This window comes from Aeromonas sp. R9-2, assembly GCF_040908025.1.
Lineage (GTDB): Bacteria > Pseudomonadota > Gammaproteobacteria > Enterobacterales > Aeromonadaceae > Aeromonas > Aeromonas veronii.
On the sequence record NZ_JBFOCX010000006.1, the window covers coordinates 85,966 to 109,315 of the forward strand.

At 59.7% G+C, this 23,350-nt stretch carries 17 protein-coding genes and 4 tRNA genes; 8 read left to right on the top strand and 13 right to left on the bottom strand.

Going from position 1 to position 23,350, the window contains the following annotated elements:
* Window positions 1–57 precede the first annotated feature (57 nt).
* Window positions 58–498: an Hsp20 family protein gene (locus AB5Y71_RS01530; protein WP_005339297.1), complete on the top strand. Its 441-nt coding sequence runs from the start codon at window positions 58–60 to the stop codon at window positions 496–498.
* A 72-nt stretch (window positions 499–570) separates the two neighbouring features.
* Here AB5Y71_RS01530 and AB5Y71_RS01535 read toward each other — a convergent pair whose 3' ends face one another.
* A complete protein-coding gene (locus tag AB5Y71_RS01535) occupies window positions 571–1,821 on the bottom strand; it encodes a valine--pyruvate transaminase (RefSeq protein WP_368170834.1) in 1,251 nt (416 codons plus the stop codon).
* Window positions 1,822–2,114: 293 nt separating this feature from the next.
* Between AB5Y71_RS01535 and AB5Y71_RS01540 the strand changes: the two genes are divergently transcribed.
* On the top strand, window positions 2,115–2,348 hold the full coding sequence (locus AB5Y71_RS01540) for a hypothetical protein (protein ID WP_088868079.1): 234 nt from the start codon (window positions 2,115–2,117) through the stop codon (window positions 2,346–2,348).
* Here the strand turns inward: AB5Y71_RS01540 and AB5Y71_RS01545 are convergent.
* Window positions 2,278–3,102 (bottom strand): helix-turn-helix transcriptional regulator, encoded by an 825-nt coding sequence (locus tag AB5Y71_RS01545; protein ID WP_279488637.1) that lies wholly within the window; start codon window positions 3,100–3,102, stop codon window positions 2,278–2,280. The genes AB5Y71_RS01540 and AB5Y71_RS01545 overlap by 71 nt on opposite strands.
* Window positions 3,103–3,194: 92 nt before the next feature.
* On the opposite strand from AB5Y71_RS01545, the gene AB5Y71_RS01550 reads away from it, so the two are divergent.
* On the top strand, window positions 3,195–4,322 hold the full coding sequence (locus tag AB5Y71_RS01550) for a multidrug effflux MFS transporter (RefSeq protein WP_368170835.1): 1,128 nt from the start codon (window positions 3,195–3,197) through the stop codon (window positions 4,320–4,322).
* 4 nt (window positions 4,323–4,326) lie between these two features.
* Here the strand turns inward: AB5Y71_RS01550 and AB5Y71_RS01555 are convergent, their stop codons facing one another.
* From AB5Y71_RS01555 to AB5Y71_RS01600, 10 genes are all read right to left on the bottom strand, one after another.
* Window positions 4,327–5,010, bottom strand: a complete 684-nt coding sequence (locus tag AB5Y71_RS01555) for a response regulator (protein WP_005357169.1) — start codon at window positions 5,008–5,010, stop codon at window positions 4,327–4,329.
* 58 nt (window positions 5,011–5,068) lie between these two features.
* On the bottom strand, window positions 5,069–7,657 hold the full coding sequence (locus tag AB5Y71_RS01560; RefSeq protein ID WP_368170836.1) for an ATP-binding protein: 2,589 nt from the start codon (window positions 7,655–7,657) through the stop codon (window positions 5,069–5,071).
* Between the two features lie 126 nt (window positions 7,658–7,783).
* Window positions 7,784–8,311, bottom strand: a complete 528-nt coding sequence (locus AB5Y71_RS01565; protein ID WP_368170837.1) for a potassium-transporting ATPase subunit C — start codon at window positions 8,309–8,311, stop codon at window positions 7,784–7,786.
* A gap of 62 nt (window positions 8,312–8,373) precedes the next feature.
* Window positions 8,374–10,431: a potassium-transporting ATPase subunit KdpB gene (kdpB, locus tag AB5Y71_RS01570; RefSeq protein ID WP_368170838.1), complete on the bottom strand. Its 2,058-nt coding sequence runs from the start codon at window positions 10,429–10,431 to the stop codon at window positions 8,374–8,376.
* 67 nt (window positions 10,432–10,498) lie between these two features.
* Complete coding sequence (kdpA, locus tag AB5Y71_RS01575) at window positions 10,499–12,193, bottom strand: potassium-transporting ATPase subunit KdpA (protein ID WP_252413296.1); 1,695 nt, start codon at window positions 12,191–12,193, stop codon at window positions 10,499–10,501.
* 562 nt (window positions 12,194–12,755) lie between these two features.
* The gene (gene gorA, locus AB5Y71_RS01580; protein ID WP_368170839.1) at window positions 12,756–14,105 is read right to left on the bottom strand and encodes a glutathione-disulfide reductase; all 1,350 of its coding nucleotides are present in this window, start codon (window positions 14,103–14,105) and stop codon (window positions 12,756–12,758) included.
* A 76-nt stretch (window positions 14,106–14,181) separates the two neighbouring features.
* A complete protein-coding gene (locus AB5Y71_RS01585; RefSeq protein ID WP_076494201.1) occupies window positions 14,182–16,149 on the bottom strand; it encodes an ATP-binding protein in 1,968 nt (655 codons plus the stop codon).
* 118 nt (window positions 16,150–16,267) lie between these two features.
* Window positions 16,268–19,348 (bottom strand): multidrug efflux RND transporter permease subunit, encoded by a 3,081-nt coding sequence (locus tag AB5Y71_RS01590; RefSeq protein ID WP_005355755.1) that lies wholly within the window; start codon window positions 19,346–19,348, stop codon window positions 16,268–16,270.
* 15 nt (window positions 19,349–19,363) lie between these two features.
* Window positions 19,364–20,497 carry an efflux RND transporter periplasmic adaptor subunit gene (locus AB5Y71_RS01595; RefSeq protein ID WP_005339268.1) on the bottom strand — a complete coding sequence of 378 codons (1,134 nt, stop codon included), beginning with the start codon at window positions 20,495–20,497 and terminating at the stop codon, window positions 19,364–19,366.
* Window positions 20,494–21,090, bottom strand: coding sequence for a TetR/AcrR family transcriptional regulator (locus tag AB5Y71_RS01600; protein WP_005339267.1), 597 nt, complete (start codon window positions 21,088–21,090; stop codon window positions 20,494–20,496). Before AB5Y71_RS01600 ends, AB5Y71_RS01595 begins: the two co-directional genes overlap by 4 nt.
* Window positions 21,091–21,322: 232 nt before the next feature.
* Between AB5Y71_RS01600 and AB5Y71_RS01605 the strand changes: the two genes are divergently transcribed.
* From AB5Y71_RS01605 to AB5Y71_RS01625, 5 genes are all read left to right on the top strand, one after another.
* Window positions 21,323–21,399, top strand: a tRNA-Arg gene (locus tag AB5Y71_RS01605).
* 51 nt (window positions 21,400–21,450) lie between these two features.
* Window positions 21,451–21,526, top strand: a tRNA-His gene (locus tag AB5Y71_RS01610).
* Window positions 21,527–21,546: 20 nt separating this feature from the next.
* Window positions 21,547–21,632: transfer RNA gene (locus tag AB5Y71_RS01615), tRNA-Leu, on the top strand.
* Between the two features lie 76 nt (window positions 21,633–21,708).
* Window positions 21,709–21,785, top strand: a tRNA-Pro gene (locus tag AB5Y71_RS01620).
* 179 nt (window positions 21,786–21,964) lie between these two features.
* A complete protein-coding gene (locus tag AB5Y71_RS01625; protein WP_139741969.1) occupies window positions 21,965–22,480 on the top strand; it encodes a ricin-type beta-trefoil lectin domain protein in 516 nt (171 codons plus the stop codon).
* A gap of 34 nt (window positions 22,481–22,514) precedes the next feature.
* On the opposite strand, the gene AB5Y71_RS01630 is transcribed toward AB5Y71_RS01625, so the two are convergent.
* The gene (locus tag AB5Y71_RS01630; RefSeq protein WP_005339262.1) at window positions 22,515–23,330 is read right to left on the bottom strand and encodes a Cof-type HAD-IIB family hydrolase; all 816 of its coding nucleotides are present in this window, start codon (window positions 23,328–23,330) and stop codon (window positions 22,515–22,517) included.
* Window positions 23,331–23,350 lie beyond the last annotated feature (20 nt).

The window sequence follows — 23,350 nt, forward strand, 5'->3', positions numbered from 1 at the left end:
GTGCCGATGACGGGCCTGTGGAGAGTTGAACCTGTTGCTTATTAGAAGGATAGGATTATGCGTAACCTCGATTTTTCTCATCTCTATTCCAACGCCGTCGGCTTCGAGCGGATGGCCCGTGAGCTGGAAGGTTTGTTCGAGCAGAAGACCGCCGCTTACCCCCCGTACAACATTGAAAAGCGCGATCAGGATGGCTATCGCATCACGGTCGCCGTGGCTGGCTTCGAGCGCGAAGAGCTGGAGCTGGAGACCGAAAACGGCACCCTCAAGGTGAAGGGGCGCAAAGGCGCTGCGGCCGGTGAGCGTCAGTTCCTCCATCAGGGGATTGCCGAGCGTGACTTCGAGCTCGCCTTCAAGCTGAGCCAGCACGTGGAGGTGCAGGGCGCCAAACTGGAGCATGGTCTGCTGACCATCGATCTGGCGCGCGAACTGCCGGAGGCGCTCAAGCCCCGTGCCATCCCCATCGGTAAACCCGAGCAGCTGGCGTTGCCCGGCTAAGCAAACCGGATCGCGATAAACAACAAAGGCCTGCATCTGCAGGCCTTTCTGTTTTTGTATCGCTGGATTGGATTAACCAGCGTAGAGGGTGTTGATCTCGTCGGCCAGAATGGCGATGCCGCGGCGCACCAGCTCCTCGCTTTGGGAGTAGTTGAGGCGAATGCACTCCTGGCTGTGGCGCCACTCGGGGTCATCAATGCCGGGGAAGAAGTAGTGACCCGGCACGATCAGCAGGTTCTTCGCCTTCAGTCGCTCATAAAGTTCCTGACAGTGGATCGGCAAGCCCTCGAACCAGAGCCAGAGGAAGAGGGCCCCTTCCGGTTTATGAATGTGGAAGCGCGGGTCGGGGATCGCTTCGCGCAGCAGCTGTACCGCCAGCTCCGCCTTCTGTTGATAGAAGGGTTTTACTACCTGCTCGCTGAGGGTGATGATATCGCCGCTCTCGATCATCGGGATGGTGATGGCGGGCCCCAGACTGCCCGGCGCCAGATTGATGATGCCGCTCAGGTTGGTGATGGCCTGGATGATCTTCTCGTCGGCAATGACGATGCCGCAGCGGGTGCCTGGCAGGCCGAGCTTGGAGAGGCTCATGCAGAGGATGGTGTTGGCGTTCCAGAATGGCTTGGCTTCGCTGAAGATGATGCCAGGGAAGGGGACGCCGTAGGCGTTGTCGATCAGCAGCGGAATCCCCTTGTCGCGGGCGATCTGATCGAGGTGTTCGATCTCTTCATCGGTCAGCACATTGCCGGTGGGGTTGGTCGGGCGGGAGACGCAGATCACCCCGATATCGTCGCCCACCTGCAGGCTCTCGAAATCCACGTGGTATTTGAACTGGCCATCGGGCAGCTTCTCGATGGTGGGCTTGTAGGCCACGAAGTAGTCGTCGGCCAGCGCTGAGTCGGCATAGCCGATGTATTCGGGAGCGAGTGGGAACAGCACCTTCTTCTTGCGGCCATCGGCAAATTCGCCGGCCAGCAGGTTGAACAGGTAGAAGAAGGCATTCTGACTGCCGTTGGTCAGGGCGATATTGCGGGCTGAGATATCCCAGCCCAGCTCCTTGCTGAGCAGGGCTGCCAGCGCTTTGGTGAACCTGTCTTTGCCCTGTGGGCCGTCGTAGTTGGCCATCGCTTTGACCAGCTCGCCGTTGTCGAGCAGGCTCTTGGCCTCGGCCTGAAAGCGTTCCTGCATGGCGGGGATGGGGGCTGGATTGCCGCCACCCAGCATGATGGCGTCCGGATTGGTCAGCCCCTGATTGAGGTCATCCATGAGTTGGGTAATGCCGGCGTGGCGAGTGAACTTCTCGCCGAACAAGGAAAATTCCATTCAGTGACAGATCCAGATTTGAGTTACGGGGATGTAGCACCATAGCTCAGTTTAAAAGCGGGTGTCGATCAAAAAGATGGGACGTTCCACGTGGAACATGGTGCAAAAATCAAGGGTGGTTAAAAGCACCAACTGTTGGTTTAAAAATGACCGTGTGGGATGCATTTTGCGACTCAATTTGGTATCGAGATATAGTTAATTTAAACAAAATCATCATGTTATGAATTGCGTGAGGATTGGCACAACTATTGGAATAGCTATCTGGTCATCTCAACCATACCGGAGCAAACCAGATGAAAAGCCTGATCGCTACCCTGATTGTGAGTGCCCTGAGCCTGAACGTGATGGCCAACGAAAACCCGCGGCCCGAGCTGGAGAGTGCCCAGCTGGAGCGGGATGTGCAGAGCGAGTTGCAGCAGGCATCCCACGCCGTGGTGCAGGATGCGTTGCACAATCTCAAGCCGCTGGCGCTGGATACCCTGGTGGTGGAAGCGAGCCAGGCTGTGGCGACTCACCCCGAGAGCTGAGGTAGCGCAGGGGGGTCTGTCCCGTATGTTGTTTGAAGAAGCTGATAAAGGCGCTGTCGCTGGAGAACTCCAGCGCAGCGGCAATCCGGCTGATGGACTCGCTTTCTGCCAGCAGCTCCATGGCGCGCAACAGCCGCCACTGCTGACGCCACGCCTGGTAGCTCATGCCGGTCTCCCGCATGAAAATGCGGCCAATGGTCTTGTCACTGGCACCCACCCGCTCGGCCAGCCGGTTGAGCCGATCGGGCAGGGCATCCCCCCGTTTCAACTGCTGTAGCCAGTCGCCCAGTCTGGGATCGGTCGGCAGCGGCAACTGCCACGACTCCCGCGGCGCCAGCCTCAATTCTTCCATAAACAGTGCCACCGTCCGCTGTTGCGGCTCTTGCGGCTTGTCCCACGGCCAGAGTGCCATCCGTTCGATCAGTTCGTGCAGCAGCGGATTGACCGCCAGCACCTCCACCGTGCCGGGCAACTCGGGGTGCGGTTGGAAGTAGAGGGAGCGGTAGGCAACGACACCGCGCATCAAGATCCTGTGTTCGGTGCCTGCAGGCAGCCAGGCTGCGCGGGTAGGCGGCAGCAGGCAGACCCGACCTTCCAGCTCCATGGTCATGCAGCCGGATTGAGCGAACAGCAGCTGATGGCGCTGATGCTGATGCAGGCCTGAGTCGTGCCAGCCGAGGGCGGAGGCAATGCCGATCACGCTGCCCGTCAGCTGGTCGGGGTCAAAAGGGTGATCGGGAAGAATAAAAGCCATGTGTCTTATTTTTGATGTTTATAGTCCTGCTTATTGTAATCAGACAATCTGAATCTCTCTAGAATGGCGACCTCTTGTGAAGGAGGTTTGTCATGAACAACAAGTTGCCACCGCTTTGGCTGGTGGTGGGATTGATGATGTTTCCCCAAATTGTGGAAACCATCTACAGCCCGGTCCTGACCCACATCGCCAGCCAGTTTCGGGTGAGCGAAGGGCAGGCATCCCAGACCCTGTCGGTCTATTTTCTGGCGTTTGCGGTAGGCGTGGTCTGTTGGGGACGGCTCTGCGATCTAATCGGGCGGCGTCCCGCCATGCTGGCAGGTCTGCTTACCTATGGCGTCGGCACCCTGCTGGCGCTGCTGGCCAACCAGTTTGAAACCCTGCTGCTGGCTCGGGTTATCTCGGCCTTTGGCGCCGCCGTGGGCTCCGTGGTGACCCAGACCATGCTGCGCGATAGCTATCAGGGCAGCGATCTGGCACGGGTCTTCTCGGTGATGGGCATAGCGCTCTCCTTGAGCCCGGTGCTGGGGCTGCTCAGTGGCGGCCAGCTGGCGAGCGGGTTCGGCTATCTCGGGGTATTCAGCGGTTTGCTGATACTGGCGGTAGGCTTGCTGCTGGTGACCTGCTGGCAACTGCCGGAAACCCGTCCGGCCACCACCCGGCAAGTCGCACTCTGGCCGCTGGCGTGTCGGATGATGAAGGATGGCGGACTCTGGCGCAGTGCCATGCTGGTCGCCCTGTTCAACACTATGCTGTTTGGCTACTACAGTCTGGCCCCCTTCCTGTTTGCCGGATTGGGATTGAGCACCGGCGAGTTTGGCTATTCGGGGATCTTGCTGGCACTGGCGACTCTGCTCGGCAGCCTGCTCAACAAGCATCTGCTGGGGAGGGGGTGGCAGCCGTCCTCTCTGAGTAGACTGGCTAGCGTGCTGGCGTTGATTGCCGGGCTGCTGGTCTGGACGACTCAGGCCAGCCTCTGGTTCCTGTTGCCCATGATGGGTGTAGTCATCGCTTTTGGGCTGGCGATTCCAAATGTGCTGAGTCAGGCGCTGCTGGCCTATCGCGAGGTAGCGGGCAGTGCTGGTGCCCTGTTCGGGCTTGGCTACTACCTGCTGCTCAGCCTGGGATTGGCGGTGGCGGCCGGATTGCAGGATCTCGGCCTGTTGCTGAGTGGCTGCGGTCTGTTGGCGCTGATTTGCTGCGGGCGTCGTTCCACGTGAAACGTCAGTTGCCGATAAAGCGGTAGCCGATACCTGATTCGGTCTCGATAAGCGTCGGTTGCTGGGGGTTATCCCCCAGCTTTTTGCGCAGGCTGGCGATGACGATGCGCAGGTAGTGGGTATCCTCCTTGTGGCTCGGCCCCCAGATGTCATTGAGCAGCTGGGTCTGCATCACCAGCTTGCCTGGGTGGCACACCAGCGCCTGCAGCAGGGCGAACTCCTTGCGGGAGAGGGGGATCTCCTCGTCTTTCATGGTCACCTTGTGGCTGCTGACATCCAGCGTCAGCCCGCATTGGGGGAAGTGGCGCCGCTCGCCGCTGCTGACGCCAGCCCGCTGGCGCAAGAGCACGCGAATGCGGGCCATCATCTCGCCGATGCCGAACGGCTTGCTCATATAGTCGTTGGCTCCGGCATCCAGCAGCCGCACCTTCTCCTGCTCCGAATCGCGGGCCGACAACACCAGCACCGGATTGGGGTGGTGTTCGCGAATGGCCTGCAACACCTGAATGCCATCGCCGTCAGGCAGACCGAGATCGAGGATCACCAGATCGGGGTTGAGGTGGCGATACTGCTCCAGCCCTTCATTGACCCCCACCGCCTCACTCACCTGATGCCCCTCGGCAATCAGGCTGATCCGCAGAAAGCGACGGATCGCCGCTTCATCATCTATGACCAGAATGTGCGCCATCGAACCTCCAGAGGCGAATGGTGGGAGGGGCTGAGTGACCCGAGCTGGCGGTCAGCCATCAGACCTCCGGTGAATTGAGCGCGAGCGGCAGGGAGATACGCATGCAGGTGCCGTTGCCATTGGGGCCGGAGAAGGCCCAAATCTTGCCGCCGTGGGCCTCTATCATAGCGCGGGAAATGGCGAGGCCAAGCCCGGTGCCACGGCTGCCGCAATCGCCAACTGGCTGGGTGTAGAAGAGGTTGAAGATCTTCTCACGATCCGACTCGGCGATACCGACCCCGATATCGATGATATCGATGATAAGGTCGGGTTCGGCCACCATCACCTTGAACTCGATGGGGGTGCCTGCCGGCGAGTAGCGAGAGGCGTTGTCGAGGATGTTGACCAGCACCTGTTCGATCAGGGCGCCATGGACATAGAGCTGGGGCACATGCTGATCGAAATGGACCAGCAGCTTGTGCTGGCGCCAGGAGGAGTCGAGCCGCTTGCGGGCGCTCTCCACCAGATCCGCCAGATCGACCCAGTCCCGTTTCAACTGGAAGTCGGGGGAGCCGATGCGGGTCATATCCAGCAGGTTTTGCACATAGCTGTGCAGGCGGCGCGCCTCGTCCTGTACCGAGTGGAGCAGTTCGTTGCGATCATCCGGCGGGATCCGGTCACCATATTCCAGCAGGGTGCTGCCGGCACCCATGATGGTGGCCAGCGGCGTCTTCAAGTCGTGGGAGACCGAGGAGAGCAGGGCGGCCCGCATCCGGTCGGTCTCCGCCTGCAACTGGCTGTCGGCCAGCCGCTCGTTGAGGTCGATCCGCGCCAGCGCGGCGCGAATGTCGGTGAGCAGCGCCTGCAGCTGGTGTTCGGCAGAGGAGGAGAGCGGATTGGCCAGCGTTATGCCGATCACCAGATCATCGCTGAGGTGGTGATACTGGGCTTCGGCGGCATTGAGAGTTGCGGTGTGGGCTCCGGCGCTCTGCTTCTGGGCCAGACACCAGTCGATGGCCGCCTTGTCGGTCTGGCCTGGCCTGTGCTTCTCGTTGCCGAGCCGATCGTTGAACTCCTTGTCGATCACCACGGTTGGCTGGCCCAGTGCCAGCGAGATAGCTTGCGCCCCTTGTCTGAGCACCTCCTCCGGGCTGCTGGCGGTGGCCAGCCCCTGACTGAGGGAAAGCAGGGCATTGCCCAACTGCTGGGTCTCGCGCAGACCGATCAACTGCTGGCGCTGACGGGAGGCGAGCCGTCCTGCCGTCATGCCGACGATAAGCAGCACGAACAGGGTGAGCAGATCGCTGTGGTTGGCGACGCTCAGGGAGAAGTAGGGGGCGGTGAAGAGCAGATTGTGGGCGATAAAGCCCAGCACCGCCGCCAGCGTGGCGGGTACCAGACTGGTGGTGAGGGCCGTCGCCAGCACCCCCAGTACAAAGATGAGCGGCAACGCTGCTGGTGGCAGCCAGTAGGAGAGCCCCCAGGCGGCGGCCGAGGTGATCCCCATGATGGTCACCGCCAGCAGGCTGTGGTGTATATCCTTCGGGGTCGGGACGCGCATCCCCACTTCGGGCTTCTGCTTCTCGGTATCGACCAGCGTGATTTCGAGCCCCTGCGCCTGTTTGAGCAGGTGTTGCACCAGCGAGCGGCGCCACGGCGCTTTGTGAGGTTTGCCGAGCAGCAGCTGGGAGACCTGCTGCTGTTCGGCGGTCTCCAGCAGGGTGTTGGCGACCGCCGGGCTGGAGAGCGTCAGCACCTTGGCACCGAGGTGAGAGGCGAGCGCCAGTGCTTGTTCCACATCAGCAGAGCGGCGGCCATTGCTGTCGACATGCACCACCAGCCAGGGCAGCTGGCGACGCTGGGCAAATCGGTGGCCATAGCGCACCAGCGCCGAGCCGTGCAGGTCGCCGAGGCAGACCATCAGCTTGCCCCGCAGCGGCAAGGTGCTCTTGCCTGCTGCCTGCCACTGCAGTTGCAGATCGCCCTCCACATGGCTGGCGGCGGTCTGCATCGCCAGTTCCCGCAATGCGGTGAGGTTGTTGAGGGAGAAGAAGGATTGCAGGGCAGCCTTGGCCTGATGGGGCACATAGACCTTGCCCTCCTTGAGGCGGCCGAGCAGCTCCTTGGGGGGCAGGTCGATCAGCACCAGACTGTCGGCCTCCAGCAGCACCTGATCGGGCAGGGTCTCTTTCACCCTGACCCCGGTGAGCTGCCACACCAGATCGTTGAGGCTCTCCAGATGCTGCACGTTGAGGGTGGTGTAGACGTCGATTCCGGCGTTGAGCAGCTCCTCCACATCCTGCCAGCGCTTCTCGTGGCGGCTGCCGGGGGCGTTGCTGTGGGCCAGCTCGTCCACCACGGCGATGGCCGGTTTGCGGGCGAGCAGGCCGTCGAGATCCATCTCCTCCAGTCGCTGCTGGCGGTGCATGTGGATCTTGCGCGGCATGATGGCGAGCTTGTCGAGCAGGGCCAGCGTCTCCTGACGGCCGTGGGTCTCCACCACGCCGATCAGGATGTCGACCCCCTCTTTGGCCTGTTCCCGCACCGCCTGCAGCATGGCGTAGGTCTTGCCCACGCCGGGAGCGGCCCCGAGAAACACCTTCAGCTTGCCCTTGTGTTCCTGTTCCAGGCTCGCCAGCAGGGCGTCAGCCCTTACCTCATCACGCATCCCCATGCTCCTGCATCAGACTCGCCAGCAGGGCGTCAGCGCTTGCTACATCAGCCATTGTTATCCCTATCGAGCCAACCGCCCGTTTCGAAAATCGAGGTCATCACCAAACCGGAATGGGCGCCATCAGGCGCCCTTTTTATGATCCAGTTGCAGATTCAGCTGGAGAATGTTGACCACCTGCGGGCCAAGGATACCAGCTTGTGTGGCCGACTTGACCTGCTCCGTCAGTTGGGCGGGATCCAGTCCACGTTCTTTGGCGACGCGGTCGACCTGAGCCAGCACCGCATCCAGCGGCAGGTGGGGATCGAGGCCGGAGGCGGAGCGGGTCAGCATGGCGGGGGAGCGGGTTCCCGGCTGTGCCTTGGCCACCTGTTCGGCAAACTCTGCCCGCAGCGGTGAGCTCATCCCCAGATTGCTGGCGCTGCCGCCAATGGTGTTGAAATCGCTGGCTGAGGGGCGGGGATGGAAGTAGTCGGCCCGCTCGAACTTCTGTGCCAGCAGGGCGCTGCCGACCACCTGCTGCTTGGCGTTGGTGAGCAGGCTGCCGTTGGCCTGCCAGGGGAAGAGCAGCTGGGCCAGCCCGGTGACCGCCAGCGGATAACCCACGCCCAGCAGCAGGGTCAGGGTCAACAGGGTTCTGATTGCTATCATGATTCTCTTGCTCCAAAAGGATGGCTGGGGATGCGGGTCTGACCCGCATCCCGGTTATGTCGTTACACCAGACCCAGGCCGGTAATGACCAGATCAATCAGCTTGATGCCGATAAACGGCACCAGCAGGCCGCCGACACCGTAGATCAGCAGGTTGCGGCGCAGCAGGCTGGCGGCCGAGCCTTTCAGGTCGACACCACGCAGTGCCAGCGGCACCAGCGCCACAATGATCAGGGCGTTGAAGATGATGGCCGACAGGATGGCGCTCTGCGGGCTGCCCAGCTGCATCAGGTTCAGTGCCCCCAGTTGCGGGTAGGCGGCGATGAACAGGGCTGGCAGGATGGCAAAGTACTTGGCCACGTCGTTGGCGATGGAGAAGGTGGTCAGGGCGCCACGGGTCACCAGCAGCTGTTTGCCGACCAGCACCACATCCAGCAGCTTGGTGGGGTTGGAGTCGAGATCCACCAGGTTGCCCGCCTCCTTGGCGGCCTGGGAGCCCTCGTTCATGGCCAGCCCCACGTCAGCCTGCGCCAGTGCGGGCGCATCGTTGGCGCCGTCACCGCACATGGCGACCAGACGGCCATCGGCCTGCTCCTGCCGGATATAGGCGAGCTTCTTCTCCGGCGTCGCTTCCGCGATGAAGTCATCCACCCCGGCTTCGGCGGCGATGGCGGCGGCGGTTTTCGGGTTGTCACCGGTGATCATCACGGTACGGATCCCCATATGGCGCAGGATCTGGAAGCGAGCCTTGATACCGGGCTTGATGATGTCCTTGAGGTAGACCACCCCCAGCAGTTTCTCCTGCGTGCAGACCAGCAGCGGAGTCCCACCCTGGCGGGCGATGCTGTCGACTGACTTGAGCACCAGCTCCGGCACCGCCTTGCGGTCGAGGCTGAGGTAGTTCAACACGGCATCCACCGCACCCTTGCGATATTGATGACCGTTGCGATCCAGTCCGCTCAGGCGGGTCTCGGCGCTGAAAGGGATCACCTTGTCGCTCTCCAGCTGGCTCGGCTTGGCCATGCTTTTGCTGGCCAGAGTCAGGATGGATTTGCCCTCCGGGGTATTGTCACCCAGCGAGGCCAGCATGGCCGCTTGTGCCAGCAGGGCAGGGTCGACACCCGGTGCTGGGATCAACTCATCGGCCATCCGGTTGCCGAAGGTGATGGTGCCTGTCTTGTCCAGCAGCAGGGTACGCACGTCACCGGCCGCTTCCACGGCACGGCCAGACTTGGCGATGACGTTCAGCTTCACCAATCGATCCATGCCGGCAATGCCGATGGCGGAGAGCAGGCCGCCGATGGTGGTCGGGATCAGGGTGATGAAGAGGGCAATCAGGTAGAGGCGCGGGACCTGGGTGCCGTTGTAGTCGAGGAACCAGGGCAGGGTGGCGACCACCAGCAGGAAGATCAGGGTCAGACCCACCAGCAGGGCGTCCAGCGCCATCTCGTTGGGGGTCTTCTGGCGCTTGGCCCCTTCCACCAGTGCGATCATCCGATCCAGCGTACTTTCGCCCGGATTGTTGCTGACGCGTACCCAGATCTCGTCGGAGACGACCGTCGTGTTGCCGGTCACGCCGCTGCGATCGGTACCCGACTCGCGGATGACGGGGGCTGATTCGCCGGTGATGGCCGCCTCGTTGACCGAGGCGATGCCAGCGACAACTTCGCCGTCGGCCGGGATCATCTCGCCGCTGCGTACCAGCACCAGATCCCCCTTCATCAGGCTGGTGGCGGGCACCCACTCGCCCTGACCATCTTTGGCATTGGTCACCCGACGGGCCTTGAGCTGGCTCATGCCCGCCTTCAGGCTGTCGGCGCGAGCCTTGCCGCGCCCCTCGGCCAGGGTTTCCGCGAAGTTGGCAAACCAGAGGGTGAGCCAGAGCCAGGCGGTCAGCTGCCAGGCCAGTGAGGGAGCAACGCCGGAGAAAGGCTGCCCCAGCAGGGACTCCACGGTCGCCATGACTGCGGCCAGCCAGAGGGTGAACAGGATAGGACTGCCAAACAGCGCCTTGGGATTGAAGCGATAGAGGGCCTCAACCATTGCCTGGATGATCTGTGATTTCTGTTTTTTGCCCTTCACCAACATGGTGTCGGTGCTCATTGCAGTGGACTTGCTCATTGGAAAGCTCCCAGCATCAGATAGTTGGCGATTGGCATCCGGATGGTGATCGACAGGGTCAGGTTCATCAGAATGCACCTCCGATCAGACTCAGATGTTCGGCCACCGGACCCAGTGCCAGCACCGGCAGGAAGGAGAGGCCACCTATCAGCAGGACGGTGATGATCAGCAGGGTAACGAACAGCGGGCCGCTGATGGGGAAGTCCCCTTCGCTCGTCTCCTGACGGGGCGCACGGGCCAGCTGACCGGCGATGGCCAGTACCGGAATGATGTAGCCGAAGCGACCGAGCAGCATGGCCAGACCGATGGCGATGCACTGCCAGTTGTCACCGGCGGCAAAACCGGCGAAGGCGGAGCCGTTGTTGCCGGCAGCCGAGGCGTAGGCATAGATGAGGCGTGACAGACCGTGCGGGCCATCATGGCCGATGATGGTGCTGGCATCCGGCATCAGCAGGGTGACACCACCGATCACCAAAACCCCCACTGGCATGACCAGCATGCTGGCGACGACCCACTTCATTTCGGTGATGCCGAGGCGTTTGCCCAGATAGGTCGGGGTGCGCCCTACCATCAGGCCGCACAGGAATACGGTCAGCAGCACGAACAGCATCATGCCGTAGATACCGGAGCCGACCCCGCCGAAGATGACCTCGCCCAGCAGCATGTTGATCATGCCCACCATGCCGCCGAGCGGAGTAAAGCTGTCGTGCATGGCGTTGACGGCACCATTGGAGGCGGCAGTGGTCGCCACTTCCCAGATGCTGGAGAGCACTGGGCCGAAGCGGCTCTCCTTGCCTTCCCAGTTGCCAGCCATGTTGCTGGCGTCAGTGGTGAGCTGGGCGAGGGCGGGATCCGGTTTCAGCTCCTGGGAGAGGGAGACGAAGAGTCCCAGCACCAGCATGAGGGTCATGGCACCGAGAATGGCGCGGCTGTGGGCCATGTCTTTCACATAGCGGCCCAGAGTAAAGACCATGGCGGCGGCGATGGTGAGCAGGGCGACCATCTCCAGCCAGTTGGAGAGGGCTGTCGGGTTCTCGAACGGATGTGCCGAGTTGATGCCGAAGAAGCCGCCGCCGTTGGAGCCCAGCTGCTTGATGGCGATCTGCGAGGCCGCCGGGCCGAGGGGCAGCAGCTGCTCCTGACCTTCCACACCGTGGAACGGCAGATAGGCTGACAGGCTTTGCGGCACCCCTTGCCATACCAGCACCAGCGCCATGATCAGCGCGATGGGCAGCAGCACATAGAGGCAGAAACGCACCAGATCCTGCCAGAAGTTGCCAAGGTTGATGGTCTGCTGACGGGCGATACCGCGGAACAGGGCAATGGCGACGGCGGCGCCCGTCCCTGCGGAGACGAAGTTCTGGGTGGTCAGCCCCACCATCTGGCTGAAGTAGGAGAGGCTGGCCTCACCGGAATAGGCTTGCCAGTTGGTGTTGGTCATAAAGCTGACCGCGGTGTTGAATGCCAGTTGCCAGCTCAGACCCGGCAGTTGCTGCGGGTTGAGGGGCAGCAACCCCTGAGCCATCAGGATCAGGAACAGCAGACCGAAACCGGCGCCGTTGAAGGCCAGTAGGCTGAGGGCGTAGGACTTCCAGTCCTGCTCCCGCCCATCGGTGCCACAGCAAGCCAGTGTGGCGCGCTCGACCGGTGCCAGCCAGCGAATTTTGCCTTCAAATACCCGGTAGATGTAGTTGCCCAGCAGCGGTGCCGGCAGCAGCACCAGCAGCACGAAGGCCACCGGATAGATTATTTCTTGCCACATGTTCTAGTTCCTCACTCGTGGTCACGGTGCGTCAGGGCACGCATTGGATTGCTCACGAGGCTCGGCAGTTTGCTGGCCACCGGGTAGATAATTTCTTGCTGCATATAGGTAGTCCCTCACTCGTGACTGCGCGTGAGTGCGCGCATCAGATAGGCCATCAAGGCGAGGACGAGCAGCAGATATAGCCAATTCATATCGACTCCATTGAGATAATTAGCTGCGAGAGCCGATGTAAGACCACATCGACTCTGTTGGTGTCATTGACGCTGAAAAGGGTATGTAAAACAGGCGTAAAGGCGCCATAAAGCGCCATGTGGCAGGCGTAAAATCGGCGTAAAGAACGACGGATTTGCGAGATAAATGGCGAGGAGTTATCAAAAAAACCGGCCTGAGCCGGGTTTGGATGAAGGGATTACATGGCTGTAGAAGCCGGCTGCTCGTGACAGGCCAACTTCATCAGCCCTTAGCGCATAGTGACGAACTCTTCCGCGCTGGTGGGGTGAGGCGTGGGAACGCAGTTGTTGAAGTTGGCCTGATAATGACAGGCCTGCTTCAAACGTGCTTATCGCATTGTCACAAACTCTTCCGCACTGGTGGGGTGGATTGCGACACAGTTGTCGAAGTCCGCCTTGGTGGCACCCATCTTCATGGCGACGCCGAAGCCTTGCAGGATCTCGTCCATCGCAAAGCCGATACCGTGCAAACCGACCACCTTCTCTTCCGGGCCGACACAGACCAGCTTCATCCGGGTGGGCTGGCGATGCTGGGTCAGTGCCGAGTACATGGCGGTGAACTGGCTGCGGTAGACCTTCACCTGATCCTCGCCGTATTCGGCGATGGCTTCCGGTTCGGTCAGGCCGATGGTGCCAATGGGCGGGTGGCTGAACACCACGGTCGGCACCAGATCGTAGTTGAGGTGCTCGTTCGGCTTGTTGTTGAACAGCCGTTCGGAGAGGCGACGGCCCGCAGCGACGGCCACCGGGGTGAGCTGGATGCGACCCGTGTTGTCGCCCACTGCATAGATGTTGGCGACAGAGGTGTTCTGGAACTTGTCGGTCGGGATAAAGCCCTTCTCGTCCAGCGTGATGCCAGCGGCAGCCAGATTGAGGTTGTCGGTAGCCGGTACCCGGCCGATGGCCCAGATCAGGCAGTCGACGGTGAGATGGCGGCCATCTTCCAGTTGCAGGGTCAGGCTGTTGTCAGCGTTCTTGAGCACGGCTTTGGGAATGGCGTGGGTGTGCAGCTTGGGCCCTTCCTGCGCCATGATTTCGACCAATGTCTCGTGGATCATGGGGTCGAAGTTGCGCAGCGGTGCGTGCTTGCGCACCACCAGATGGGTCTCTGAGCCGAGTGCCTGCATCACCCCGGCGATCTCGACTGCGATGTAGCCAGCTCCAACCACGGCAACCCGCTTGGGTTGGCTTTGCAGATCGAAGAAACCGTCGGAGTCGATACCCAGCTCGGCTCCCGGGATCGCCGGAATTTCCGGGCGGCCACCGGTAGCGATCAGGATATGATCGGCCGTGTAGTGCTCGCCATTAACCTCGATGGTGTTGCTACTGACGAAGCGGGCGAAGCCCTTGATGACGGTGATCTGGTTCTTGCCCAGCACGTTCTGATAGGACTGGTGAATGCGGCCGATGTAGGCCTGGCGGGACTCGACCAGCTTGGCCCAGTTGAAGTGGTTGAGGGTGGTGTCAAAGCCGTAGTCGGCGCCATATTTCATGGCATCGGCGATCTGGCCGGCATACCACATGGCCTTCTTCGGTACGCAGCCTACGTTGACGCAGGTTCCACCCAACTCTTTGGCTTCAATCAGGGCAACTTTCTTACCGTACATGGCAGCCCGGTTGGCAGAAGCAATACCGCCGCTGCCGCCGCCGATGGCGATATAGTCAAAATGCTGTGCCATTGCGAGGTTCTCCGCTCATTAAGAATGCAATCACAGCATGATGGGGATAAAGCGGCTGGCTCACAAGAGCCAGCGCTCAGTTATGTTGGATCGGCAGGCGAATATGGAACTGGGCGCCCTGGCCCGGTTCGCTGGCACAGCTGATACGGCCTTTCAGCAGTTGCACCACCAAGTTGTAGATGATGTGTGTGCCCAGGCCGCTGCCACCCTGACCCCGCTTGGAGGTGACGAAGGGATCGAAGATGCGTGGCAAGATTTCGGGCGGGATGCCGCGGCCGTTGTCCGAATAGTCGATAAACAGCTCCTCTCCCTGCTGTTCCACCTTGATGGTGATCTTCTTCGGTTTGTCCCAGTTGTCGAACCCGTGGTTGATGGAGTTGAGGATCAGGTTCGAGTAGATCTGGGTAAAACTGCCCGGGAAGGAGAAGATCGACAGCTTGGGATCGCACTGAATATCCACTTCGCACTGGCTCTTCTTCAGTTTGTGGCCAAGCGAGACCACCACCTGATGGAGGTTGTCGGCGAGACTGAAGTTGTAGCGCGCTTCCGATGACTGGTCGACAGCCACCTGCTTGAAGCTGGCAATCAGCTCGGAGGCGCGCCGCAGGTTGCTCTGCAGCAGTTGCATCGACTCGTCGAGGTTGACGGTGAACTCGTTGAGATAGGAGCGAGACAGCTGCTTGGAGTCGATATGAGACTTGAAATCGGCGACCCGCTCCTGCAGGTAGGAGGAGGCGGTCACACTGATGCCAATCGGAGTGTTGATCTCGTGTGCCACCCCGGCCACCAGCGAGCCGAGGGAGGCCATCTTCTCGGACTCCACCAGGGTCTGCTGGGCCTGTTTCAGGTCGTCGTACGCCTTGCCGAGCTGGTTGTTGGCTTCGCTCAGGCTGCGGGTACGCTCCACCACCTTGCCTTCCAGCTGTTCGTTGAGCTGGATAATCTCCCGCTCGACCTTTTTCAGCTGGGTGATGTCGTAACCGAAGCCGATCTGGTACTTGAGGTTGGGGCCATCGTAGAAGGGGACGAAGGTCCATTGCAGTACCAGCTCATGGGCCTGCTGGTCATGCATGATGACCTCTTTGTCGGCCAGTGAACCTTCCGCCGCCAGAATATCGTTCAGCTCTTCCCGTTGCGCCGGGCTGACAAAGAGATCCAGCCAGTTGTGCTGCAACAGCTCCTGCTGGTGGTAGCCGGTTAACAGGATGGCTGCCGGGTTGATGCTGGCGATGGTCAAATCCGGTTCCATGCAGCAGATGACCATGTTGGCGGAGTTGATCAGGGTGGCGGAGAAGTCCCGTTCCTTTTGCAGTTGTTCGACCGCCTGATGGCGAGCAACCAGCTCGTCACGCAGTCGGGTACGCATCTGGTTGAGGGTGGAGACTAGTGTATCCAGCTCATCGGGTTTCTTGCGTGGCTGCGGGCGGCCTTCCAGCTCCAGCGCCATGTCGAGCCGATCGAGGTTGAACTTCTGGGCGTAGTTGGCGATGCGGTTGATGTGCCTGACCACCAGATAGTAAATGATGATCAGGATGCAAAATGAGACCACCAGGGTCTTGATGGTCTGGCTGACCATGATCAGCACCGATTTTTCGATGAGGCGCTGGTAGATCTGCTCGAGAGAGGCGGCAACGAACAGCTTGCCGACGATTTCACCCTGATAGGTGAGGTTGAATTCGCGGGAGATATCATAGCTTTCCCGCTCGACCCCTTGGGTCAGCAGCGGGACTTCGGAGTTGCCGAGCATCTCCTTGACCATCACGAACTGCATGTTGGGCAGGTTCATGATCCCTTCAATTTGCACTTTGACCTGCTCTTCATCCAGGTTCCACAAGCTGGCGGCGATGGGTTGCAGGAACGAGGCCTCGATCTGGCCGATGCTGTCTTCGATGACGGCGACATCCTTGCGGTAATCCCAGGCGAGTTGCAGCGCCGTAATGATCATCGCCAATACGGTACTGCAGACCAGAATGTAGGAGAGCAGGCGATATGAGAGTCCGTTGCGGCCTACGGCCCTGGCGGTCTTGGTGAAGAGTCCTGACATGGCGTCCTTGCGGTCTGGATGTGGTGTTTTTTAGTTTAACTGCTTCATGCACTTATGTCGTCTTTCCTGCGAAGCATAAAAAAGGCCCCGTATCGGGGCCTTCGCATGTGATTGATGATTAATGTCCGCCGTTTGCTTTGGGCGGAATGGTTTCATCGAATACCGGCAAGGGTTTGTGCTCGGAAGCCAGATAGGTGTAGATCACCGGCAGCACGAACAGGGTAAACAGGGTACCGATGGCAAGACCTGCCACGATGACGATACCGATGCTGAAACGCTGTGCCGCACCGGCGCCAGCGGCGTAGAGCAGCGGGATCAGACCGGCAATCATGGCGGCCGTGGTCATCAGGATCGGACGCAGACGCACCTTGGCGGCCTGCATCACGGCCTCCATTCGGTTCATGCCGCGCAGCAACTGCTCTTCCTTTGCTACTTCACAGATCAGGATACCGTGCTTGGTAATTAGACCCACCAGGGTGATGAGGCCCACCTGGGAGTAGATGTTCATGGTCGCCATACCCCATGCCAGGGCAATCAAGGCCCCGCTGATGGCGAGCGGTACAGAGACCATGATGACCAGCGGGTCACGCACCGACTCGAACTGGATTGCCAGCACCAGGAAGATGATGGCCAGTGCCAGCGCGAAGGTGGCATAGAGCGCATTGCCTTCGGTGACGAACTGACGGGCTTCACCCATGAAGTCGTAACGATAGCCTTGCGGCAGCTTCTCGTCAGCGGTGGTCTGGAACCAGTTGATCGCATCACCCATGGCCACGCCCGGAGCCGGAACTGCGCCTATGGTGGCGGAGTTCAGCTGGTTGAAGTGGGGCAGGGCGCGGGGCTCGCCAACCACTTCAATGCTGATCAGGCTGCCGAGCGGGATCGACTTGCCGTCGGCGGCCCGCACGTAGTAGCCCTTGATGGACTCCGGATTGAGACGGTACTTGCGCTCGACCTGCGGGATCACCTCGTAGGAGCGGCCATCCAGGTCGATACGGTTGACGTAACCGTCCGCCATCATGGTGCCCATGGTGATTCCGATATCCTGCATGGTGATGCCGTAGGCACCTGCCTTGTCCTTGTCGATGCGGATCTTCATGGTGGCGGAGTCGTAGTTCAGATCGAGATCCGAATAGACGAACTGACCGTTACTCTGCGCTGCTGCCAGAATTTCCCCGGCCACCAGGAACAGGCTTTCGAAGCTGTTCGGGGTGGTGATGACGAACTGGATCGGCAGACCACTCGATGCACCCGGCAGTTCCGGGAACTGGAAGGTGGTGATGGCCATACCCGGGATGTCTTTCACCAGATTGGCGACCCGGTCCAGCACCTCTTTCTGGCTCGCTTCACGCTGGCTCCAGGGCACCATGGAGGCGATACCGAACGCCTGGTTGGCATTGAACACCCCGGAGAAGACCTGGGAGAAGGCGATTTCGGGCTGGTCGTCCAAGATCTTGTTCACATCCGCCATGGTGTTTTCGATGTAGTCCAGGTTGGCGTTGGACGGTGCGGTACCCAGCACGGCCATTACCCCCTTGTCCTCTGACGGTGCCAGTTCGCTCGGGATGAACTTGAACAGCAGCGGCAGGCTGGCGAAGACGATGACGGCGAACACCACGATGACGGGGCGCTTTTTCATCACGGCGTGCAGCATGCTGTCGTAGCGATCGGTCATCCGTTCCAGCAGGTGGTGGACTGTGCTCTCGAACTTGCCCGGCTGCTCGTTGGCCTTGAGCATCTTGGAACACATCATCGGTGACAGAGTCAGGGCGATGATGCCCGAGACGAACACGGCGCCAGCCAGCGTCAGGGCAAACTCCTTGAACAGGGAGCCTGTGATACCACCCATCAGGGCGATAGGCGCGTATACCGCCGCCAGGGTGACCGTCATGGCGATAACCGGCACCGCAATTTCACGGGTACCGATAATGGCGGCCCGGAACGGTTCTTCCCCCTCCTTGATATGGCGGTCGACGTTCTCCAGCACCACGATGGCGTCATCCACCACCAGACCGATCGCCAGCACCATCGCCAGCAGGGTCATCAGGTTTATCGAGAAGCCGAACATATCCATCATCATCACCACGCCGATAAGACTGAGCGGAATGGTGATGATCGGGATGATGACCGCGCGGAACGAACCGAGGAACAGGGTGATGACCACCAGAACGATGGCGGCTGCCTCAAGTATGGTCTTGATAACCTCGTGGATGGACTCGTTGATCGCCACCGTGGAGTCATACATCACGTTGAGACGCATGGTGCTCGGCATATTGCGCTCAAGGCTCGGCAGCAACGCCAGCACATCGTGGGCGATGTTGATGGGGTTGGCTGTCGGCGCGGCGTTGACCGCCATGACCACAGCTTCGCGGCCGTTGGCGCTGGCGCGATAGATGTCGTGGCTCTTCTCGAGGGTCACCTTGGCAATGTCGGAAAGGCGGATTACCTTGCCGTCACGGGTAGCAACGACCAGACGCTTCAGCTCGTCGACATCCTTGACCTGGGTCTCGGCGTTGCCGTTGAACAGGGTAAAGTAACCGGTCGCCTGACCTGTCGCGGACTGATAGTTGTTGCTGTTGAGCACCGTCATCACGTCACTGGCAGTCAGGTTGAAGGCCGCCATCTTGGCCGGATCCAGCCATACCCGCAGGGCAAACTCGACACCGCCGTAGAGGTCAACCTTGGAGACCCCGCCGACAGTAAAGAGCTGCGGCTTGATAACCCGCTCCAGATAGTCGGTGATCTGGCTGGAATTGAGCTCCGGGCTGGTAAAGCCGAGGTAGAGCACCGCCGTGGTTGAACCGGTGGAGGAGGTGACCGACGGGTCTTCCGCCTCTTTCGGCAACTGGGATCGCACCGAGTTCACCTTCGCCAGGATGTCGGACAGCGCGGCGTTGGGGTCGGTGTTGAGCTTCATGTACGCAGTGATGGTGGAGCTGCCCAGCTGGCTGGAGGAGGTCATGAAGTCGATGTTGTCGGCTTGCGCGACCGCCTGTTCCAGCGGCTGGGTGATGAACCCCTGGATCAGATCAGAACTGGCGCCATAGTAGCCAGTGCTGACGGTGATCACCGTGTTGGTCACCTCGGGGTATTCCCGTACCTGCATCTTGAAGATGGCCTGAAAGCCCAGCAAGGCGATCAGGAAGCTGAGCGAGATCGCCAGCACAGGCCGTTTTATAAATATGTCAGTAAATCGCATCGCAGATCTCCGCGCTTACAGCATCGGGGTTTGTGCCGGAACGGCCAGGGCGTCGTTCTCGACCACATGCACCTTGGTGTCGTTGCTCAGGCGAACCTGACCCGACAGTACGATCTGGTCACCGGCCTGGATGCCGGAGAGCACATGCACATCGTTGCCACGGCGCTCACCGGCCTTGACCACAACCTGCTTGGCTCGCAGCACTTTCACCTTGTTACCCTCTTTGTCGGTCTCTTCACCCTCTTTGAGCACGTAGACGTTCTGACCGTAAAGGGTGAAGGAGATAGCGCTCTGCGGGATCACGATCTGATCTTTCACCGTCGGCAGAATGATGCTGGCGCGGGCGAACATACCGGAACGGAGCTGACCGTCGTTGTTCGGAATGTCTGCCTGTACCTGGATCAGGCCGCTCTGGAAGTTGACCGCAGGTTCGATGGCGGTGATGTGACCATCAAACTGGGTTTGCGGATAGGCATCCACATTGATCTTGATGGTCTGGCCCAGCTTGATTTTGGAGATATCGGTCTGGGGCACGGTGAAGCGCAGGCGCATCACGCTGGTATCTTCCAGGCGCACGATATCTGTGCCCGGCTGCAGATACTGACCGAGGAACACATTGCGCAGGCCGACCACGCCGCTAAAGGGCGCACGGACTTCACGACGGGCAATGGTCGCCTTCAGACTCTCGATATCTGCTTCCAGTGAGCGATAGGCCGCTTCTGCCTCATCCAGCTGCTCTTTGGAGATGGAGCTGGTCTTGTAGAGGTTCTGGAAACGATCGAACTTGGCTTTTGCCGCCGGCAGCTTGGCCTGGGAGGCCCGCAGATTGGCCCGCTCCACGGTGGAGTCCAGGCTCAGCAGCAGCTGGTCAGCCTTGACCGGTTTGCCTGACTCGAAGGTGATGGCGTCAATGGTACCTGCCAGTTCGGTGGAGAGGGTCACCCCCTGATTCGGCTCGATGAAGCCGATCGCTTCGATGGTCGGTACCCAATCCTGCGCCTTGGTCACCATGGCGGTGACGGGGAACTCGGGCTCCGGCCGGTTGGCCATGTATTGGGCAATCATCTTCTGCTTGAACAAATTGAAGCCGATGACGCTGCCAAACAAGGCGATCGCTATCAGCAACATAATGGCCATCCACTTTTTCATGAACAGGCTCCTGAGGTGGAAAGATTGGGGGATAAAATGGCATTCCAGCTGGCCCGGATCGCGGTTTCCAACTGCGATTCGGTCAGCGTGATGTTGTGCACCCTGCACTGCAGGGCCAGATGCATGACACTGTCCAGACTCAACACCTGGAGTGCCCGTATCGGTAAATCAATAAACAATCCTTGTTCAACGCCCTGTTCAAAAAATCGGTCCAGAGGCTCCCAGGCAGCCAGAATGACAGGATTGGTCTCCAATTCTGCCCCTAGCGGAGAGCTCTCGTACTGCAATTTGCACCGGATAGCGTTGGGTTCGTTAACAAAAATGGCATGAATATTGAGCCATAATTGGCGAAATTGTTGAAATGAAACTTTATCGATTGCTACATCGGCCATGACCATGGGCACACACTGCAAGATAGTGTGCTGGTGCAGTTGCCGGATCAGATCATCCTTGTCGCCGAAGTAGCGATAGATGGTGCCGGTGGCAACATTGGCCTTCTTGGCGACTTCTGCAATCGACAGACCATGAAAACCCCGTTCACCCAGCACCTCATGGGCCGCGTTGAAGATGCTCTCTTTTTTATCCAGAATCATCAGTGTGACTTTCGATTGAATGAACGTTCATTCATTCTAGATGGGCATCAAATCAAGTCAAGGCAGCAAGGCGATTTGCGACTGCGATCTGCCCCTTTTCGGCTGGCAGCAGGGGAATAGTGGAAGAAAAGTGCGCAATGTGCTTGAAAAAACAACGAACAGTGTTTCGGTGACAGAAAAGTGTAGACAAACCAGCAACCATCATTAATAATGCGCCCCGTTCGACAGCGTAGCGCCCGTAGCTCAGCTGGATAGAGCGCTGCCCTCCGGAGGCAGAGGTCACAGGTTCGAATCCTGTCGGGCGCACCATCAAAAGTGCGTCGGTTAAACGGGCGTTGTTGTGGAACGAAAACAGCTGTGGTGGCTGTAGCTCAGTTGGTAGAGTCCCGGATTGTGATTCCGGTTGTCGTGGGTTCGAGCCCCATCAGCCACCCCATTTTACAGCTTGTCAGGTACGCGAAGGTGGCGGAATTGGTAGACGCGCTAGCTTCAGGTGTTAGTGCCCCCCGGGTGTGAGGGTTCGAGTCCCTCTCTTCGCACCATACTTGCTGTATGACGAGGATGACCATCAGGTCGTCTTTGTTTTTTTGAAGTAAACTATTTTGAAAGAAATAGCCTCGGTGATTAGCGCAGTCCGGTAGCGCATCTGGTTTGGGACCAGAGGGTCAAAGGTTCGAATCCTTTATCACCGACCACATTTAGAAAAACCTCGCTTCGGCGAGGTTTTTTGCTTTCTGGCCTCCGCTGCGCCAGCACTCTCTCCCTGTTACGTCTGTTTACACTCTATTTGGGCAGCGCGCCCTGCCTTTCGGTTATGCTTCAGCCTCGAGTCACTGACAACCGGATGTCATCGGCCCATTTCAGGCATTTTTCCATGAATAACAAAATTTCCTTTGCTTGCTCTCCCGCCATGCTGGCTGCCTTGCTGCTGGGTGGCTGTACCATCAAGCCGCCATCCACCGATGTGATGATGGGCTCCATTGCTTCACAACCGCAGGAGGAGCGCTCTCTCTCCCCCTTGCTGACCAGCGGTGATTTTTGTGTTGCGGTGTCCCAACAGAAGGTGTTGGCACAACCTTGCAGCGGAAAAGACGATCAACTGTTCGAGTGGGATCTGGGTGAGTTGCGCCTGCAGGATCTCTGTTTGCAAGCCAAAAACGACAGCGAGTTGATGCTGGCACCCTGTGACGGTCAGGCACAGTGGGAGTGGCAGAAAGACAAGCTGTTCAACAGCAAGGTTTCCCGCTGCCTCGATGTGGCCGGGCGACGCCATACCCCCGGCACGCCGCTGCGGCTGGCTGAATGCTACGGCGGGGCGAACCAGAGCTTCAGCTGGCAGCGGCCCAATCCCTGGCTGGAAACGCTGAAAAAACAAAGCCTCACATGGTGAGGCTTTGCTGAATCGGATGGCGGTCTGAAGAGGATCAGGCTGCGCTGACGCTCTCCAGCTCGAACAGCTTCTCCAGATAGACGGCGACGCCATCTTCATCGGAGGTGAGGGTCTGCTCATACTCCGGCAGCGCCATTTTCAGGCGGTCATGGGCGTTGCCCATCACGATGCCGCGTCCCACCATGGTCAGCATCTCGAAGTCGTTCATGCCATCGCCGAAGGCGATCGCCTCGGACATATCGAACCCGTTCTGCTCCAGCACGGCACGCACAGCATTTCCCTTGTGCACCCCGGCATGCATCACTTCGAGACAGTCGGGCAGGGAGAAGGTGACGTTGAGCTGATCGCCATAGCGCTGGTTGAGGTGTGCCTCGATCTTCAGCAGCTTCTCGTGGTCGCCGATGTAGAACACCTTGTTGATCTGCTCTTTCGGCTCCTGTTTCAGGTCATCGACCAGACGGTAGGTGAACCCTGACTCGTCGTGGAACTGCAGCAGCCAGGGCAGCTCCTCTTCCACCACCCAGTCATCACCCTGATAGACATTGAGGTGGATAGAGGGGTCACGCTCCAGCGCAATCAGTTCGGCGGCGATCTCGGTCGGCAGCGGCTGGTTGAAAATCAGCTGATCCTGTTTGTCATGGACCACGGCGCCATTGGAAGTAATAAGGTAGATGTCCATCCCCAGCGCATCGCGGAAGCTGCGAACGTCAACGTGATGACGGCCGGTGGCGACTACGAATTTCACACCTTGTTCTACCAGGCGGTGCAGGGTATCCCGGGTACGGGGAGAGATCTGGTGCTGCTTGTTGAGCAGAGTGCCATCGAGATCGGATACAACTACCTTGAACATCATTACCTCGGCATCGATTG

What these genes read in the sequence shown, in the direction of transcription:
- AB5Y71_RS01530 (WP_005339297.1), top strand. Translation starts at nt 58, where the DNA reads ATGCGTAACCTCGATTTTTCTCATCTCTATTCCAACGCCGTCGGCTTC.
- AB5Y71_RS01535 (WP_368170834.1), bottom strand. Translation starts at nt 1,821, where the DNA reads ATGGAATTTTCCTTGTTCGGCGAGAAGTTCACTCGCCACGCCGGCATT.
- AB5Y71_RS01540 (WP_088868079.1), top strand. Translation starts at nt 2,115, where the DNA reads ATGAAAAGCCTGATCGCTACCCTGATTGTGAGTGCCCTGAGCCTGAAC.
- AB5Y71_RS01545 (WP_279488637.1), bottom strand. Translation starts at nt 3,102, where the DNA reads ATGGCTTTTATTCTTCCCGATCACCCTTTTGACCCCGACCAGCTGACG.
- AB5Y71_RS01550 (WP_368170835.1), top strand. Translation starts at nt 3,195, where the DNA reads ATGAACAACAAGTTGCCACCGCTTTGGCTGGTGGTGGGATTGATGATG.
- AB5Y71_RS01555 (WP_005357169.1), bottom strand. Translation starts at nt 5,010, where the DNA reads ATGGCGCACATTCTGGTCATAGATGATGAAGCGGCGATCCGTCGCTTT.
- AB5Y71_RS01560 (WP_368170836.1), bottom strand. Translation starts at nt 7,657, where the DNA reads ATGCGTGATGAGGTAAGGGCTGACGCCCTGCTGGCGAGCCTGGAACAG.
- AB5Y71_RS01565 (WP_368170837.1), bottom strand. Translation starts at nt 8,311, where the DNA reads ATGATAGCAATCAGAACCCTGTTGACCCTGACCCTGCTGCTGGGCGTG.
- kdpB (WP_368170838.1), bottom strand. Translation starts at nt 10,431, where the DNA reads ATGAGCAAGTCCACTGCAATGAGCACCGACACCATGTTGGTGAAGGGC.
- kdpA (WP_252413296.1), bottom strand. Translation starts at nt 12,193, where the DNA reads ATGTGGCAAGAAATAATCTATCCGGTGGCCTTCGTGCTGCTGGTGCTG.
- gorA (WP_368170839.1), bottom strand. Translation starts at nt 14,105, where the DNA reads ATGGCACAGCATTTTGACTATATCGCCATCGGCGGCGGCAGCGGCGGT.
- AB5Y71_RS01585 (WP_076494201.1), bottom strand. Translation starts at nt 16,149, where the DNA reads ATGTCAGGACTCTTCACCAAGACCGCCAGGGCCGTAGGCCGCAACGGA.
- AB5Y71_RS01590 (WP_005355755.1), bottom strand. Translation starts at nt 19,348, where the DNA reads ATGCGATTTACTGACATATTTATAAAACGGCCTGTGCTGGCGATCTCG.
- AB5Y71_RS01595 (WP_005339268.1), bottom strand. Translation starts at nt 20,497, where the DNA reads ATGAAAAAGTGGATGGCCATTATGTTGCTGATAGCGATCGCCTTGTTT.
- AB5Y71_RS01600 (WP_005339267.1), bottom strand. Translation starts at nt 21,090, where the DNA reads ATGATTCTGGATAAAAAAGAGAGCATCTTCAACGCGGCCCATGAGGTG.
- AB5Y71_RS01625 (WP_139741969.1), top strand. Translation starts at nt 21,965, where the DNA reads ATGAATAACAAAATTTCCTTTGCTTGCTCTCCCGCCATGCTGGCTGCC.
- AB5Y71_RS01630 (WP_005339262.1), bottom strand. Translation starts at nt 23,330, where the DNA reads ATGTTCAAGGTAGTTGTATCCGATCTCGATGGCACTCTGCTCAACAAG.